Source organism: Mycolicibacterium pyrenivorans (assembly GCF_025821625.1).
Classification (GTDB): Bacteria; Actinomycetota; Actinomycetes; order Mycobacteriales; family Mycobacteriaceae; genus Mycobacterium; species Mycobacterium pyrenivorans.
The window spans coordinates 22,119-38,346 of record NZ_JACKSH010000022.1; the positions used below are offsets into that span (position 1 = coordinate 22,119).

General features: G+C 63.7%; 15 protein-coding genes. 4 read left to right on the plus strand and 11 right to left on the minus strand.

All coding sequences use genetic code 11. From position 1 onward, the window contains the following. Nucleotides 1–220: 220 nt before the first annotated feature. Genes H7I57_RS02620 through H7I57_RS02670 form a run of 11 tightly spaced genes read right to left on the minus strand, consistent with a single transcriptional unit; the run spans nt 221 to nt 12,554 of the window. Nucleotides 221–1,756, minus strand: coding sequence for an MCE family protein (locus H7I57_RS02620; RefSeq protein ID WP_264021728.1), 1,536 nt, complete (start codon nt 1,754–1,756; stop codon nt 221–223). Continuing rightward, nucleotides 1,756–3,066, minus strand: a complete 1,311-nt coding sequence (locus tag H7I57_RS02625; RefSeq protein WP_372510108.1) for an MCE family protein — start codon at nt 3,064–3,066, stop codon at nt 1,756–1,758. The genes H7I57_RS02620 and H7I57_RS02625 overlap by 1 nt, the downstream gene beginning before the upstream one ends. Beyond that, nucleotides 3,063–4,385: an MCE family protein gene (locus H7I57_RS02630; protein ID WP_264021730.1), complete on the minus strand. Its 1,323-nt coding sequence runs from the start codon at nt 4,383–4,385 to the stop codon at nt 3,063–3,065. Before H7I57_RS02630 ends, H7I57_RS02625 begins: the two co-directional genes overlap by 4 nt. Next, the gene (locus H7I57_RS02635) at nt 4,382–5,464 is read right to left on the minus strand and encodes an MCE family protein (RefSeq protein WP_264021731.1); all 1,083 of its coding nucleotides are present in this window, start codon (nt 5,462–5,464) and stop codon (nt 4,382–4,384) included. The genes H7I57_RS02630 and H7I57_RS02635 overlap by 4 nt, the downstream gene beginning before the upstream one ends. Next, nucleotides 5,464–6,486 (minus strand): MCE family protein, encoded by a 1,023-nt coding sequence (locus H7I57_RS02640; RefSeq protein ID WP_264021732.1) that lies wholly within the window; start codon nt 6,484–6,486, stop codon nt 5,464–5,466. The genes H7I57_RS02635 and H7I57_RS02640 overlap by 1 nt, the downstream gene beginning before the upstream one ends. Next, nucleotides 6,483–7,700, minus strand: a complete 1,218-nt coding sequence (locus tag H7I57_RS02645) for an MCE family protein (RefSeq protein ID WP_275080814.1) — start codon at nt 7,698–7,700, stop codon at nt 6,483–6,485. Before H7I57_RS02645 ends, H7I57_RS02640 begins: the two co-directional genes overlap by 4 nt. 25 nt (nt 7,701–7,725) lie before the next feature. Beyond that, nucleotides 7,726–8,070 (minus strand): hypothetical protein, encoded by a 345-nt coding sequence (locus H7I57_RS02650; protein ID WP_264021733.1) that lies wholly within the window; start codon nt 8,068–8,070, stop codon nt 7,726–7,728. Continuing rightward, entirely contained in the window at nt 8,067–9,239 is a 1,173-nt protein-coding gene (locus H7I57_RS02655) for an aromatic ring-hydroxylating oxygenase subunit alpha (protein WP_264021734.1), read from the minus strand. Before H7I57_RS02655 ends, H7I57_RS02650 begins: the two co-directional genes overlap by 4 nt. A gap of 26 nt (nt 9,240–9,265) precedes the next feature. Continuing rightward, nucleotides 9,266–10,012 carry an SDR family NAD(P)-dependent oxidoreductase gene (locus tag H7I57_RS02660; RefSeq protein ID WP_264021735.1) on the minus strand — a complete coding sequence of 249 codons (747 nt, stop codon included), beginning with the start codon at nt 10,010–10,012 and terminating at the stop codon, nt 9,266–9,268. After that, nucleotides 10,009–11,283, minus strand: coding sequence for an alkyl sulfatase dimerization domain-containing protein (locus H7I57_RS02665; protein WP_264021736.1), 1,275 nt, complete (start codon nt 11,281–11,283; stop codon nt 10,009–10,011). The genes H7I57_RS02660 and H7I57_RS02665 overlap by 4 nt, the downstream gene beginning before the upstream one ends. Next, on the minus strand, nt 11,280–12,554 hold the full coding sequence (locus H7I57_RS02670) for a sulfotransferase family protein (protein WP_264021737.1): 1,275 nt from the start codon (nt 12,552–12,554) through the stop codon (nt 11,280–11,282). Before H7I57_RS02670 ends, H7I57_RS02665 begins: the two co-directional genes overlap by 4 nt. A 210-nt stretch (nt 12,555–12,764) precedes the next feature. Between H7I57_RS02670 and H7I57_RS02675 the strand changes: the two genes are divergently transcribed. The 4 genes from H7I57_RS02675 to H7I57_RS02690 all read left to right on the plus strand — a co-directional run bounded on the left by H7I57_RS02675 (nt 12,765) and on the right by H7I57_RS02690 (nt 16,221). After that, nucleotides 12,765–13,577 carry an SDR family NAD(P)-dependent oxidoreductase gene (locus H7I57_RS02675; protein ID WP_264021738.1) on the plus strand — a complete coding sequence of 271 codons (813 nt, stop codon included), beginning with the start codon at nt 12,765–12,767 and terminating at the stop codon, nt 13,575–13,577. A 24-nt stretch (nt 13,578–13,601) separates the two neighbouring features. Beyond that, nucleotides 13,602–14,126 carry a VOC family protein gene (locus tag H7I57_RS02680; protein WP_264021739.1) on the plus strand — a complete coding sequence of 175 codons (525 nt, stop codon included), beginning with the start codon at nt 13,602–13,604 and terminating at the stop codon, nt 14,124–14,126. 113 nt (nt 14,127–14,239) lie between these two features. Continuing rightward, nucleotides 14,240–15,229, plus strand: a complete 990-nt coding sequence (locus H7I57_RS02685) for a thiamine pyrophosphate-dependent dehydrogenase E1 component subunit alpha (RefSeq protein ID WP_264021740.1) — start codon at nt 14,240–14,242, stop codon at nt 15,227–15,229. Continuing rightward, nucleotides 15,226–16,221 (plus strand): alpha-ketoacid dehydrogenase subunit beta, encoded by a 996-nt coding sequence (locus tag H7I57_RS02690; RefSeq protein ID WP_264021741.1) that lies wholly within the window; start codon nt 15,226–15,228, stop codon nt 16,219–16,221. The genes H7I57_RS02685 and H7I57_RS02690 overlap by 4 nt, the downstream gene beginning before the upstream one ends. Nucleotides 16,222–16,228: the final 7 nt, after the last annotated feature.

The following is a 16,228-nucleotide window of genomic DNA, read 5'->3' on the forward strand; positions in this document are numbered from 1 at the left end:
TGAGGGCCGCCTTCGCGTACTGCCTGCACCGCAGGCGGCGCCCGTTCCTCGCAGAGTCGGCGGGTCTCGTCGAGCCTCTCCTCCTGGATGTCGCAGATGGCGACCTCGGCGCGCTCATCGGCGAAACGCAGTGCCTCCTGCCTATCGAGCCCGCTCGCACGCCCAGTCAAGATCGCCACTTTTCCATCCAGCTTGCCGATGAACTCGGCAGAATGCCGCTTCACGCCGAGCCGAGCAGCAGGTCTTTCCATGTTGTCGGCACCTCCGACGACGTCAGATTCGACTGCCGATAGAGACGGCCGTCGGGAGCCATATACGCACCGGTCCGCGGGTTGTAGTGGACGGCTGCGCCGGACGCGGTAGTTCCTGCCTCGTTGGTGGCGACAGAACTTGGGGCGGCCACGGCGGTGGGGGGCGACGGCATCAGCGAGGGTGCGGTGGGCGGCGGTAACGGTGTGCCCTCGACAGGGGCATGAATGCGTGAATCCGCATCGACTCTGCTATCCGGCGGAATCCCCTGCGCCACCAGATTCGGGTCGAGGGGATACGGCCCCAAGGCGTGCTGACGCTGAGCCAGGGGGACGAATCCTTGCTCGTTGTCGCACAACTGCACTGTCGGGGCGCGCTTTCCAGGATGTTCCATGCAGGGGTAGTTGCGCGCCCCGCGCACACCGATAGGCGAGTCCTGCGGCAGCTTGCAGTACATGCCCTCAGGCGTATCGATATCGGACACGTCGGCTGGAGACCGCCAAGACGAAGGAGGAAGGAAACCAACGGTGCACGCCGGCGGATCTGAGATGGTGATGGCGAAGTCTCCCTTCGCCATGCCGGTTGGGTTGTTGAGCGGTGCCACCGCCTGGATGGCGGCGATGTCCGGGGGCAGCAAGACGAGCAGCTGCTCCAATGACGGGTTATAGGTCACCGAGATCTGGCCGATCGTCTTGAGGTTGGCCAACAGGATTGGCAGCGTCGGCTTGAGGTCGGCGAGCAGGCGCGAGACTTCATCGGCCGCTCCCGGAACGCGCTGCAACAAAGTACGAACTTGTGGATCGTTCGCACGTATCTGATCGGTGACACCGGCCAGGCTGCGTATCCACGTGCGGATATTCTCGCTGCCCTGCGCTTGGGAATTCAGCAACGGCTCGCTGTCGTCGATGAGCGTGCGCGTCTGGTCGGCCACCTCTCGGAGATCGGCTGCCACCGTTGTCGAGGAATCGATCAGAGACCCGAAGTCGTAGCCCGCTCCGTTGAACGCTTTGAACGATTCATCGAGCAGGACGGTGAGTCTGTCCTGAGGGATGCTGTCGAGCAGCGAGCCAAGTTGGTCCAGCATCGGACCGACCTTCTGGGGAATCGTTGTGTTCTGTATGCCGATTACCGAGCCGTCCGCCAGGTACGGCGCCGAGTCGTTGCGTGGTTGGAGGTCGACGTACTGTTCACCGACCGCGGACATACTCAGCACGCGCGCGACCAGATCGGCGGGAATACGGGCAGAGGTGTCGAGCGACAACGTCGCCACCACATAGCGGGCATTACGGACTGCGACCTTCGTCACTTTCCCCACCTGCACGCCACGGTAGGTGACGTTGCCGAACCGGTACAAGCCGCCTGAAGCCGGCAGCTCCAACTCGACGGTGATCCGCCCGACGCCAAGCAGAGTCGGAGCCTGGATGTACTTGAAGCTCAATAGCGACAGACCGACTATCGACGCGATCGTGAAGATGATCAACTGATTTCGAACGAGCCGAGAGAGCATCAGTTACCGCCCGCAGTATCAGGAGTCGTCGTATTCCGCGCTCCGTAGGGACCCGCGAAGATCGTCGGAGGGTCGGCAGCTGGGGTCGGGGCGGGCCTCGTTTCACCTTGGCTCTGAGGGGACAGCGGGATACCGGCGTCGGGCACCGACTCTGTTTGGCCCGGCGGCGGTGGCGCGGACTCACCGGGTGCGACCCCCACCATGAGCGGGTTATAGGTGTAGTTGAGGTAGAAAGGCTCGCCCGGCGCCGGTACGAGGGTTGCGTTCGGATCGCCCCACCGGGTGCCGAGTAGCGTCGTGTTCTTCAACCTGGGCACCGTGAAATCGAGTGTCTCGAAGAGGTTCATGTAATCGCCCCGCACTCCGCGGTCGATCAGGTTCTGGCCGTAGGGAAATACCGTGGTGTATGCCAGAGCACGGTCGAGACCGTCCCCGACATCAGCCAGGGCGCGGAGTGTGGGGGCAAGGTTGGTGAGATTTTCCACGATGTCGGTTTGGGTGTCGTCGACCAGCCTGGTGGTGGTGTCGCTGAAAATTCTCAGTTTGTCGAGAGCCGTGGTGATGTGGGGTCGCTCCCTGATCAGTACGTCCAAGGCGGGCGGGACTTCCTGCAGGACTCGTGAAATCACGTCTCGTTGGTCTGCGAAGGTTCCGGCAAGCCTGTTGAGCGCGTGGATGGACTCAATCACGTTGTCACGCTGCGCATCCAGAACGCTCACGAACCGGTCCAGCCGGTCCAGCAGATCACGTATGTCGCTCTGGCGTCCTGACAGCGCTGCGTTGAAACTGTGGACGATATCGCCGATCTGACCTAGTCCCCCCCCGTTGACCACCACCGACAACGACGACAGCGTCTGCTCGGTCGAGGGAAAGATCGACGACTTGTTCACGGGGATCGTGGTGCCCGGCGCGAGATGCCCGTCCGGTTCCTGGCCGAGCGGCGGGCTGAGCGCTACGTGTGTGGATCCGAGCAGACTGGTTTGCCCGATGCTCGCCTCCGTGTTGGCGGGCACCGTGGCCCCGGGCTCGATCGAAACTTCGACCTGCACGAGCCAATTCGAGAACGTCATCCGGCCCACACTGCCTACCACGACATCGGCAATCATCACGGGCGAATTCGATTCCAGTGTGCCGATGTTCGCGAACTCGACATAGTAGGTCGTGGCCTGCGCGCCTCGTCCTTTCGCGCCGGGGAGAGCCAGGGAGTTCACGCCCTGAAATCCGCACCCCGCCGAAGCCACAGCAGCGCTGGTGATCAACACCGAGAGCAGCCGCCGACATCGCCGCGGTGTGGTTACACCGATACTCATGGCCGTGCCCCTTCGGCAGGCAAGAGGATCTGTGTCAGGGTCGGCGCCCCTGGTGGTGGTGTGGGACCGGTGGGCTGCGGGAACGGGTCGTCCGCGGCGCCTGTGTAGGCCGAGACGGACGGCGGTTGCTCGGCGGTAGTCGTGGCGCCGGCACCGCCGGGCGCCAGGGCTGGATCGCTGTAGATCACGTTGTCCGGGGATTTCGCCAGGTATGGATTGAAGGGAAGCGGAAGATAGTTGAAGTTGGGCAGTCGTGCCGCGGGCCCGAGATATTGGGCGCACAGCTTTGAGGTTTCCGGCGACGTCACATTCGCCACCGCCCCGATCGCCCCACAGATGAAACCCGCCGGGTCGCTGAAGTTGTTGATCACGAACGAGCCGACCTGCGTTGCGGTATCGGGGTCGTAAATGTTGTAACCATTGGCAATTGCGTTCGGTGTCACGTGCAACACGTTCTCCAGGTCGGTCTTGTGGTCCACAAGATTCTGCGTCACATCGGCCAGCCGCTGGATCTGCTCGGCGGTCTGATCGCGGCTTCCGGAGATAAACCCTTGGACGTCGTCGATTGCGACAGAAAGATCGGTGAGGGCCGCATCAAGACCAGATCGATCCTCATTGAGAACACCGGTCAGTGTGGCGAACCGGTCTTGGAAGACGACTATCTGGTCGCTGCTGTCGCGCAAGGCTGTGACGAAAACCTGGAGATGGCTGATTATGTCGGTGATATTGCCGCTGCCCTCTGCCAGGATTCGCCCAACCCCCGAGAGTTGAGCGAGCGCCCGCCGGAGCTTCTCACCGTTGCCGTCCAGCGCGTTGGCAGCACTATTGATGAATCTCGACACTGACGTCTCCGAGCCTGCGTCGCCAGGACCCAGGTCGCTGGCGAGTTTCATCAACTGTGTCTTGACGTCGTCCCATTCGACCGGCACTGCGGTTCGCCCGATCGGAATCACTGCGTCGTCAGCCATGACCGGACCGCTCGTCTCGTACGCCGGGGCGAGTTGCACGTAGCGCGCTGATACCAGGTTCTGAGCGACGATGACAGCTTTGGCATCTGCCGGAATGGGGACGTCGCGATCGACATCGATCGTCATCATCGCCTCGGCGCCGGCCGGCTCGATGGCCTCGATCTCTCCAACCTTGACGCCGAGTACTCGGACGTCGTCCCCGGGATAGATGCCGGTGGCACTGGCGAAGTATGCGGTGATCCGAGTAGAAGAGTTCAGTCGCTGCTGGACCATCACGATTACCCCGGCAGCCAGTATCAGCCCCAACGCAACCGCGAGGGTGACGTTGAGCCTGCGGCGTGTCGCGGTCATCGCGAACCGCCGGGAATTCCGTTGCGCGGCCAGGGAAATTCTGCGCGCGGTCCGGCATCGTCCGGCGGTTGTCCGGAATCCACGCCGCGACGAAACCCGAACGCGTAGTCAAGGAACGGTTGCAAGAACTGGGCAGGCACCATGTTTGGTACGTACGCGTTGTAGTAGTAGCCGTTGGAAACGGTTTCCCCCTGAGTCACCATGTATTTCGCCAGTCCCGGCAGCGCCTTGGCGATGTTGTCGCGGTTCTTCTCCAGCATGGCCGTGACCGAATTCAGTTTCTCCAAGGTAGGAGCAAGGACCTTCTCGTTGTCGGCCACGATCCCGGATATCTGCCGACTCACCGCTGAGATGCCGGCCAGTAGCTCGATGATCGTCTCGCGTCGGTCGTTGAGCACGGCGACGAGGTCGTTGGCATTGAGGATGAGGGAGTTGAGTTGCGTGCTCCTCTCGGCCAGCACTGCAGTAGTCGCGGCGGTGTTCCGGAACAGTTCCCCGAGCACTTCGTTGCGCCCGTTGAGCGACCGCGACAGTCGGGACAGCCCGTCGAACGTCGGGCCCAGCCGGGGCGCGATCTGGTCGAGGGTGGACGACAGTGTGTCGAGGGCTTGGCCGATTGCCTGGGTATCGGTGTCGGCGGCGTTCGTCGTGAAATCATTGACTGCCTGTGTCAGCGAATAGGGCGCTGAGGTACGCGACGTCGGGATCACATCCGACGGATTCAGCGCCTCGTGACCTACAGATTCCAGCGTCAGGACACGCTGGCCGAGCAGGGTTGCCGTGCGGATATGAGCCGTGCTGTCTGCGCCGAGTCGCACCGTACTGTCCACACTGAATGTGACGATGACCTTGCCACCGAGTAACGACACATCCTCTACCAAACCGACGTTCATCCCTGACAATCTCACCTCGTTGCCTGCGGCGAGTCCGCCTGCTTCGGTGAACAAGGCGTGATACCGAATCGCCGTCGCCCATGACCACAGCATCTGCGGCTGCAGACCTACGGCAATGACAAGGATGGTCAAGACGACGCCGATTAAACCTGGGCGAACCAACCGAGATCCGTGATACTTGAGCATCAGAGCTCTGCGCACCGCCCGTCTTCTTGGTAAACCCACGGGATGATTACGGTCCGGCCTTGTAGATCGCTGACGCGTAGCGAAAGTGAGCAGATGTAGTAGTTCAGCCAGCTCCCGTATGCGCCGAGTCGCACCAGTTTGCGATAGTTGTTGGGCGCCTTCGCGAGAGCTGCGTCAAGGACGTGCTTGTCCTTGTCGAGCAGGGGAGCCAACCTGTTGAGTTCGTTCACCGTCGCGGCCAGCGGTTGGCGGGATTTGGTCAGGAGACCGGCGAGCGAGGCCGTGCCGTTACTCAACGAGTCGATGGCGGCGCCAATCGGATCGCGGTCCCCGGCAAGCCCGGTGACGAGTTGCTCGAAGCGGTTCATCGCCTCGCTGAACTTGTCACCGTTGGCAAGGGTAGCCATCACCGCGTTGAGATTGTCTATCAACAGCTGGACGGTGGCGTTGTTGTCGGCCAAGTTTTCCGAGAACGAGGTCGTCTTCGCCAGAACAGATTCCAGCGTGTGGCCCTGGCCCTGGAAGACCTCTAACAGTGATGCCGTCAAGAGGTTCACGTCGCGTGGATTCAACCCCGCGATGACAGGCCGCAGACCGCTGAGCAACTGATCGATGTCCAGGGCGGGCACGGTCCGTTCGGCCGGGATCTGCGAACCGGGCGGCATCGATCCCGCCGGTCCCGGACCGTCGATCAATTCAAGAAATCGATCGCCGACCAAGTTGAGATAGCGAACAGCGGCTTTGCTCCCCACGGTTAGAGGAACCTTGCGATCGGCGTCGAACGCGACGACGACGGTGCTGTCGGGTCGCATTGTCAGTCCTGTCACAGTGCCGACGCGCAGCCCCGCGGCTCGCACCGAGTCGCCGGTCTCGAGCCCCGAGACATCGCTGAAGACCGCGGAGTAATTGGTCGTGGCTCCAGTCGTGTACTGCCCGAAGATGAAGAACAACAGGGCCGTCAACACTGCCATGACCGACGCGAACACACCGAGTTTGAGGCCGAAGCTCGAGCGCCGTTTCATCCCGGATGACCGATCTGCGCGGAGTTACGCGGAGGCCCGTCGATCGGCCCGAACAGCAGTTGTTTGAGTCCGTCGGAATTCAGCAGGATCCCTTGATTGCCGTACTGGGTCGAATTGGCACCGGTATCGGTCACGACGAACGGCGGACGCGTGTTCATCGGCATGTCGGGCAGATCGGTGCACTGCGGACCACCGCGCGCTGCGACCTTCGGGAGGTTGGCCGGATACTGATAACGCTCCAAGCCGAGCATCAGGCCGGTACTGACCACAACACCCGGCGCAGGGGCGGGTGGTAGAGAATCCAGGCGCTCCAACGCCTTCAGCCCACACGTCAGCGCGGGGCTGTATTGGCTCGTCAGCGCCGTGGTCGGAAGCAGGAGATGCACGACGTCGGTGAGCAGATGCTGGTTGCCGCCAACCACCTCGTTGCCGATGTCTGCCAGACCGGTGGCGTTGATGAGCATCGCGTCGAGATTGTGCTGTTCTTCGACGACGGTGCTGCTGATCGCCGTCGCGTTGTCGACGATCTTCAATACGTCAGGTGCGACGTCGGCGTAGGTCCCGACCGCCATGGTCGCTGCCTCGATATCGCGAGTGAGGATCGTCATACTGGGATCTATTGAGGCGAGGAAACTTTCGAAGTCACTGAGTGCTTGGCCGAGCGCGCCTCCACGGCCATCCAACGCCGTGGACATGGCGCCGAGTGTCGCATTGAGCTTCTCTGGCTGAATCTTGCTCAGGACAGCGGTCAGCTGCTCGAAGATCGAATCGATCTCGATCGTGACATGGTCGGCATCGAGCACCTGTCCCGGCTTCAGATGTTGCGGCGACGGATTATCTGGTGGTAACAGTTCCACGGACTTGGCACCGAAGATCGTCGTGGACGCGATGTCGACACGTACGTTGGCGGGAATCCTTTCGAGCTCGGCGAGGTCCATCTCAAGGTGGATGACGGCCGAACCGTCTGTGTGGCTGTCGATGTTGGCGACTCTCCCCACCGGAACGCCCAGAAGTTTCACCTTGGCATCGACATTCATGACCAGCCCGGCTCGATTGGACATGACCGTCAGCGGGACTGTGTCGGTAGTTCGTCCCTGGAACATCGCGACGGCCGTCGCTGCGAGCAGCAGACCTGCGATAATCGCCGCAAGACCTGCCAGCGGGCGCAGTACCCGACTCACTGACACGCCGCGGTGCCTTGATGCGCGCTGCATCCCAGGCTGACGCGGGCGCCCCGGATCAACGCGCGGCCGATGGGGCCTGCGTGATGGTCATGAACCGCGCGCCCACAGCGTGTTTCGGCTCGGCGTCCCCCTGCACCTCGACCGCCAGCGCGATGTGGGCGAAGCTGAGAAACAGCTTCATCAGCCGTGTCTCGTCATCGTCGTACTCGGTGAACGGCTTCTTGTCCAGGTACGTCAGCCCGTCCTGCAGACGATCCTTGGCCGCATCGAAGAACTCGACCCGCTCGGCGTCCGTGCTGCCCAGGCGCCGCTTCAGACGGTCATCGGCCGACTCGCACACCCATCGGTCGACGAACGGTTCCAGGGTCTCGAATCCGGGCGGCAACAGATGCGTGGTCATTTGGCCACCTCCGCCTCATAGGACGACACCGCCGCGTCGACCTGGAGATAGAGGTGCCGCAGCAGTACCTCCTGAGCTTGAAAATGTATGTGGCTCAGCGCTCCGCTGCTGATTCCGCGCTGGCCGGCCTCTATCACCTCGCGGTCCTCGGAATGAATGTCGAGGGTGGTGCAGGCGGCATACTCGCGGGCGAACCGCTCACTGGCGTTGGCGTCGTCGCCCACCCAGTAGAGCCGCACGACACCGCGCGATCTCGTCGCCGACACGGGATAGACGACGTGGGAGAAGTGCTGAATGGCCATCCCGAAGATGAAGAAGTTCGGGAACAGCACCAGGTAGTCCATGTTGAACTCCAACTGCCTGGCCATCGCCCCTTCCAGCTGCTTCATCAGCGCCATCCCTTGCACCTCGGCAGGCGTGAATTCCGGGTTGGTCCAGACGGTTTGGTATCGATGCGGCCCCGAGAACCCGATGTTCGTGGGGTAACCGAACGGGTTGTCGGGCCCGGTGGGTCCGTTGCCGCCGCTGCGGGGGTGGATGAACCGCAGGTGGTAGTTCTCCTGGAAGTTGTCGAAGGTGAGCTTCCAGTTCGCGTCGATCTCGTAGACGTACTCGGTGAACGTCGTCGCCTGCGCGACCGGCAGCAACTCCAGCTTGGCGGCCATCGGACCGAGGAACTCCCGCAGGCTCTGCTCAGGTTCGGGGTCGAGGTTGATGAAGATCAGCCCGGCGCAGACATCGACCGCGATCTTGGGCAGCCCGCACTGCGACTTGTCCGTGTAGAAGTTGCCGAAGTCCGGTGCGGACCGTAGCCGGCCGTCCGGAGTGAAGTTCCATCCGTGGTACTGGCAGCTGAAGGACGACCGTTGCCCACCTCGATCGAGCACCAGTTGGGTGGCACGGTGCGTGCACACGTTGTGGAACGCGCGAATCTCACCGTCCTTGCCGCGGGTGATCAGCACTGTCGTGTTGGCCACTTCGAGGTCGCGGACGATGTAGCTGTTGGGTTCGGGAAGTTCGCAGACGTGGCCGATCTCGAGCCATGTCCGTTTGAAGATGGCCTCACGTTCGGCCTCGAAGTACTCGGGTTGGTAGTAGGGGCCCGTCGGGATCGGATCGGTGCCCAGCTCGTGGGTATCGGGATGGGATAGCACGGATTCCGCTGTCATGGCATCTCCTCGAGTGGTGGGCTGGATCAGCCGACGCAGTAACCGCCGTCGACGGTGACGACGGATCCGGTGATGAAGGCGCTGTTCTCGGTGCAGAGGAAGATCACGGCCTCGGCGACCTCGTCGGGTGTCCCGAGCCGTCCCAGCGGGGTTCGCGCGCACTGCTCGGCGATGTAGTCGGGGACGAGCTCCGGTGACGTCATCGGGGTGTCGATGAAGCCCGCGGTCACGGCATTGACCCGGATTCGGTCCGGACCCCACTTCATCGCGAAGTTGCGCGTCATCGACAGGACACCGGATTTTGCGGCGCCGTAGGCGGGCACCATCGGAACGGCCCGCACAGTCGACAGCGACGACAGTCCGACCACGCTGGCACCGCCCTTGGCCGTCGATCGGGCGAGTGCATCGTGCAGCGCGATGGAGAGTTCGTACGGTCCGAACAGGTTCAGATCCACCGTGGCGCGGAAGCCGTCGGGCGTCGACTCGTCCAGGCCGCCCGCGAAGATCGCGCCGGCGTTGTTCACCAGGATGTCGAGGGTGTTGAATTCACCGGCCAGGTCCCGGATTCCGGTTCGGTCTGTCAGCTCGAGTTGGCGGTACTCGATTCCTTCCAGATCGACCGCGTAGTCGGCGGCCTGAGGCTTGCGACCGGTGGTCGTCACCGCCGCCCCGGCATCGCGCAGCTTGCTGACGATGGCGTGGCCGATGCCGCTGGTGCCGCCGGTGACGAGCGCGGTTGCTCCGGTGAAGTCGTAGGTGGCGCGTGCGGTCATGGGAGTTCTCCGATCTGTTTGCGTAGCCAGGCTGATTCCCAGAAGTTGTCGCTGCCCGCCAGCAGCGCTTCATGGGCGGATCTGACGACCACGCGGGCGGCTTGGTGTTCGGGGTCGGTTTCGAGCACGATCTCCCCGAGGTGGATCGCGCGTAACGGATCGCCCGCGGCGAGATGCCGACCGGCACGGTCGCAGATAGCCGCGGCTCCAGCGAGTTCCACCAGGTCCGGGGCAACCGATTCGGGGCCGACGGGGTACAGCTCGGTGGTGGACCGGCGGTGGAACCACCCGTTGTAGTTCTCCCAGATCGCCCTGACGTTCCAGCTGACCTTGCCGTATCCCTGGCCGACCTCCAAGTGCGGCGGCAGCGTGATTTGAGCCATCGCGTCGCGGACGTCGTCGCCGGCGTTCATGGCGGCCACGGTCTGGTCGTGCATGTACTGCACCGCGTCGCGCAGCCGGGTCAGCTCGGCATCGATCCGGGCGGCGCCGTGGATCGGGTCGAAGTGCCCGGTGATCAGCACCTCGGGCTGCAACAGCCGAACCCGTTCGTAGGAGGCGACGGCGGTCAGGGCGTCGCGGTAGCGGTCGCCGCGCATGGTGACGAGATTGGGGATATGGCCGAACAACGGTCCGAACAGGTTGCCGCTCAGGCAGATCCGCTCGTCGGGGAGCCATACGACCAGGGAGTCGGTGGTCTCACCCCCGGGGGTGGCGATCAGCTCTATGCGGCGGCCACCGACGTCGAGGGCGAAAGTGTCCTCGACGATCATGTCGGGATCGGGATCGGCCTGCGCGGGGAGGACCTCGCCGAACCGCTTCTGAATTCCCGTCACGGTGGCACTGATCTTGTCGATGAACGCGAACATCGTGTTGCGGGCGCGATTTGCCAGCAGTCGTTCGGTGTCGTCGCGCCACATCTCCCAGTTCGCCTGCGCGACGATGTGGGTGCCCGGCTCGCGGAAGACGTCGGTTCCGCCGACGTGGTCGGCGTGCCCCTGGGTGTAGATGATGTAACGCACCGGCCCGTCGTCGACGGCGTCGAAGTTGGCCTTGTGCACCGGTGACTCGAATCCCATTCCGGTGTTGACGATGACGCGACCGTCGTCAGTGGTCAGCATGTACGAGTTGGTCAGCCCCGGTGACATCCAGACGCCGGGCGCCACCCGCTGTGCCTCCGTCGCCGACGCACCCGCGAGATCGTCGGCGCCGGGCCTACTGCGATAGATCGGCTCGAAACCGTCGACTTGTTCGTCTGGTGCGGTGCTCACCGGACGTCCCTGCCGGAAGTTTCCGGGCGCACATCGAACTTGTCGAAGTAGAAATCGAAGAGGCTACGGATCTCGTCGGGACTCCGGTCGAAGTGGCGCTCCAGGTCGTAGGCGATCCGGCCGTGCTTGCCACGCGGATTGCCCGACAGGTATTGGTCGAACGCAGCCCGGGTCTCCTGCGGCAGGTCCACCCCGCCGCGCTGATACAGCTTTTCCAGGAACGGGATCTCGTTTCCGTTGAGGTGGTGGAACGAGATATCGATGCTGCGTTCCGCCGGCACCAGATCCCGGTCGCGAACGCATGCGCCGAGCAGTCGTTCGACCCTGTCGACCCAGTAGTCGACGATTCGGTCGGTGTCGACCTTCTCTCGCCGGATGCGGTCGCCGTAGGCCATCAGCGTGACCGTCGACTGGATGACCGCGACGGGATCGCGGTGCGTGAACGCGAAAGTCGCGTCGGGGAACACCTCCAGCAGCGCGGGAATCTGCTCACAGTGCTGGGGCGCCTTCAGCACCCAGGTCCGCGGGCCACGCAGGAAGGTAAGGGCCTTCAGAACCTTCTTCAGGTAACCGTAATGCTCGACCTGATTCAACCCGAGGTAGTAGTCCCGCCAGTCGGGCACGTGGGCGTACCACTCCACGATGTAGTTGGAGAAGTCCAGGTCGAGTTCGATCTCTTCCTCGATGGCCTCCGGATACCGGTCGTGCACGGCCAGCGCGAACGGCATGAACTGCTTGACGAATCCGTACTCGTCGGCGGTGCGCTGGTATCGAGGGTCGATGCCATCGGGGCCGGCAGCTTCGCCGCGGATCGGGAACGGTTCACGACTCTCCCAGTACGGCAGTGCCCGGCGTCGCCTGTCTGCCGCGATCAGGTTCACGAAATGTGTCGTTCCCGAACGCGGCATCCCGATCACGATGAACGGCTTCTCGATCTCGATGTCCTCGATCTCGGGGTAGCGCCGCAACAGGTCGGTGAACAACACCCGGCTCCGCAGTAGGCGAACCGATCGCTCCCGCAGAGTCATCCGCGACAGCGGGTTCAGATCGTCGGCATCGATGGCTGCGAAGTGCACGCCGAGACGCTTCCGGAACTCACCGTCGAGGCCTTCTCCGCCGAAGCCGGTGATGCCGGAGGTCTGCACTGCCTCGTCCAACATCGCGTCGATGTCGAAATCCACTTCCTGGTGCCGGGTGGCGTCGAGTACCTGGCGCTGCAAGTCGGTCAGCTGTGGATCACGCAGATCATCGACGGTGATGATGTCAGGCATTCGCGTCTCTCTCGAAGTGGGACGGCCGGTCAGAACTAATCAACTGATTGATTCATTGGAATGTAGGGCTGCCGCGACAGCAGGTCAAGGAAAATCTGCGATCGGCATCCCATGGTTGACGGGAAGTGGCCTGAGCCATATCGTCGGAGGAATCAATCGCGTGATCAATTAGGGCGCGCCCGATGACAACCCGAAGGTGCAGTGGGGAAATTGGATACCGGTCTCGCCGGCCACACCGTGGTGGTCACCGGCGGCAACGCGAACATCGGCCGCGGTGTCGCCCTGGCGTTTGCCACCGAGGGCGCCAACGTGGTCGTCGTCGGTCGAGACCGGTCCCAGGGCGCCAAAGTGTGCAACCACCTGTTGGAGCAGGGGGCGCGAGAGGTGGCCTGGCAGGCCTGTGACGTGACGGATCGGGCCGAGGCCGGCGCACTTGCCGCAGCCGTCCAGGAACGGTTCGGGGCCACTGATGTCCTGGTCAACGGTGTCGGCGGCAACGTCGGCATGGATGCCTTCGCCGAGTCCGATCCGGACACCTGGCGCCGCGACATCGACCTGACCTTCGGGAGCATGCTCAACTGCACGCACTCCTTTCTGCCCGGGATGCTCGACCGCGGTCGGGGCCGGATCATCAACATCGGCTCGACATCGGGAATCGTGGGAGACCCGTTGCTCGCCGTGTATTCCGCGATGAAGGGCGCTGTGCACGCGTTCACCAAGGTGCTGGCCAAAGAGGTCGGTGCGCGAGGGGTCACGGTGAACGCGGTCGCGCCCTACTCGACATTCCCGGATGGCGAGGATGCAATTTCCACGGGCAGCAGATGGCATCCTGACGGGATCTTCATGCAGCTGATGTCCACCCGGGCCGAGGAACTCACGTCGATTGGGCGGCGCACGGTGCTGGAGCGTCAGTACGCCTACCCGGCAGAGGTCGGTGCTGCGGTGGTCTACCTCGCGTCCGAAGCCGCCGCCTTCGTGACCGGTCAGGTGTTGTCCGTCGACGGCGGCACCCAGATCGCCTGATCGGCCAATCAGATCGGACTTCAGATGCCCCCATCCCCTTCGCTCGGCCCCATCCGCCAGGTCGGATATGTGGTCGACGACCTCGACGCCGCACTTGCCAACTGGGTGGAACTCGGCGTGGGGCCGTGGTTCGTACTGCGGCGTATCGCACAGCAGGCCGACTACCGCGGCGATCCGCGTGACGTCACGATCTCGATCGCGCTCGCCAACAGCGGCGAACTTCAACTCGAACTGATCCAGCAGCACGGCGAGACGCCCAGCATCTACACCGAGTTCCTCGACGATCGGGGGGCGGGGTTTCATCAGTTTGCCTACTGGCCCGACGATTTCGACGCCGCACTGGGCGCCGTGAGAGACGCCGGCTGGCCGGTGGTCTGGTCCAGTGCGGAGGAGGGAGGGGTTCGGTATGCCTACGCCGAGCCGCCCGCCGGCGTCGCCACGGTGGTGGAACTCATGGAGTTCACCGAAGTCACCGAGGGTCTCGCGAAGTTCGTCCGCGAGGCCGCCGACGGGTGGGACGGCAGCGAACCGATCCGGCCACTGAACTGACATCTGGCCCCGGAATCGTTGCTTGACGGATGGTGACCCAGCTCATAGCGCGTAAGCAATCAATCAGTTGATTAATTAGAGGCCACCGGCCTCCCGAGGGGAGAGTTTCTCCGATGACGACCATCGAAACAGGCGTGGACCAGGCAACCCTGGTCGGGCTCTACCGCACCGCGGCGCGCATCAATGCCTTCGACGAGACCTACCGGACGCAGATGATGAGCGGCAAGTTCGCCGGTATGTACTACTCGCCGCGGGGCCAGGAGTTCGCCGCCGCGTCGGTCGCCGCGCACCTGCGGCCCACCGACTACGTCGTGACCACCTACCGGGGGCTACACGACCAGATCGCGAAAGGTGTTCCACTGCGGGACCTCTGGGCGGAGTACCTGGGCCGGGCGGCCGGGACGTGCCGCGGCAAGGGCGGCCCCATGCACGTCACATCGCCCAAGCACGGGCTGATGGTCACCACCGGTGTGGTGGGATCGGGCCTTCCGATCGCCAACGGGCTGGCGCTGGCCGCCCAGATGCGGGGCACCGATCAAGTCACCGTCGTCAACTTCGGAGACGGCGCCAGTAACATCGGCGCGTTCCACGAGAGCCTCAACCTGGCGTCGCTGTGGAGCCTCCCGGTGATCTTCCTGTGCCAGAACAACAAATGGGCCGAGTACACCTCGCTGGCCGGGGGCACGACGGTGGCCAACGTCGCCGACCGGGCGGCCGCCTACTCGATGGTGGGGGTGACGGTCAACGGCAATGATCCCGTCGAGTTGTTCCGGGCCGCGGGAGACGCCATCGAACGCGCCCGCGGTGGTGGCGGCCCCACCTTGTTGGAAGCGGTCACCTACCGGTTCTGCGGCCACTACTTCGGTGACCAGAGTGAGTACATCCCCGCCGAGGAGCTCGCTGCCGCCAACGAAGCCGACCCGATCCCACGCTTCCGTGCCCAGCTCGTCGATGAATTCAGCGTTCCGGCAGCGGAACTGGACGAGATCGACCGGCTCGCCCAGGAAGAGGTCGACGACGCGGCGGACTGGGCCTTCGAGCAGCCACTTCCTGATCCGTCCGAATTGACCACCGACGTCTACGCCGAGGAGACCGCCCGATGAGCACTGCGACCGCGTCCCGCACCATGATGATGCTCGAGGCCGTGCACGACGCCCTCGACGTCGCGCTGGGCCTGGACCCGGAGGTCTTCGAACTCGGTGAGGACATTCAGGATCCGAAGGGTGGCGGGTTCGGCGTACACAAGGGCCTGGAAGCCAAGTACGGCTCCGAGCGCGTCCGGTGCACACCGATCAGCGAACAGGCGATCATGGGCGCCGCGATCGGCGCGGCGATGGCCGGAATGCGCCCGGTGGCCGAGATCATGCTGATGAATTTCATCTCCGTGGCCGCCGATCAGCTGTTCAACCACGCCGCCAAGCTGCGCTACATGTCCGGCGGCGCCACCCCGATCCCCCTCACGGTGCGGACCACCACCGGCGCGGGTGCCGGCTTCGGCGCGCAACACTCCGAGATGCTGGAAGCCACGCTCATTCACACTCCCGGACTCAAGGTCGCGATTCCGTCAACGGCGGCCGACGCGAAGGGCCTGCTGCTGTCCGCGATCTTCGACGACGATCCGGTGGTGATCGTCGAGATGAGCAGCCTCTACTTCGGCGTCCGCGACGAGGTACCCGAGGGCGACTATCGGGTGCCGCTGGGCAAGGCGCGCATCGCCCGAGAAGGTACCGACCTGACGTTGATCACCTATGGGCGCCAGGTGCTGGACTGTATCGCCGAAGCTGAAAAGCTGGCTGCCGAGGGCTATTCGATCGAGGTCGTCGACCTGCGCACCCTGCAGCCGCTCGACACCGACACTGTGTTCACGTCTGTGGCGAAGACCCGGCGTGCAGTCGTGGTGCACGAGGCCGTCACCCGCGGCGGGTTCGGCGCGGAGCTGAGCGCGCAGATCCACTCCGAATTGTTCGGCGAGCTGGCTGCACCGGTGTCCCGGGTAGGGGGCGCCAACACCCCGGTTCCCTATGCTTCTTCGCTCGAACAGAACTTCTTGCCCACCAGCCGGATCGAGCCGGCAATCCGGGCACTGCTGAGCTGACAGAAGG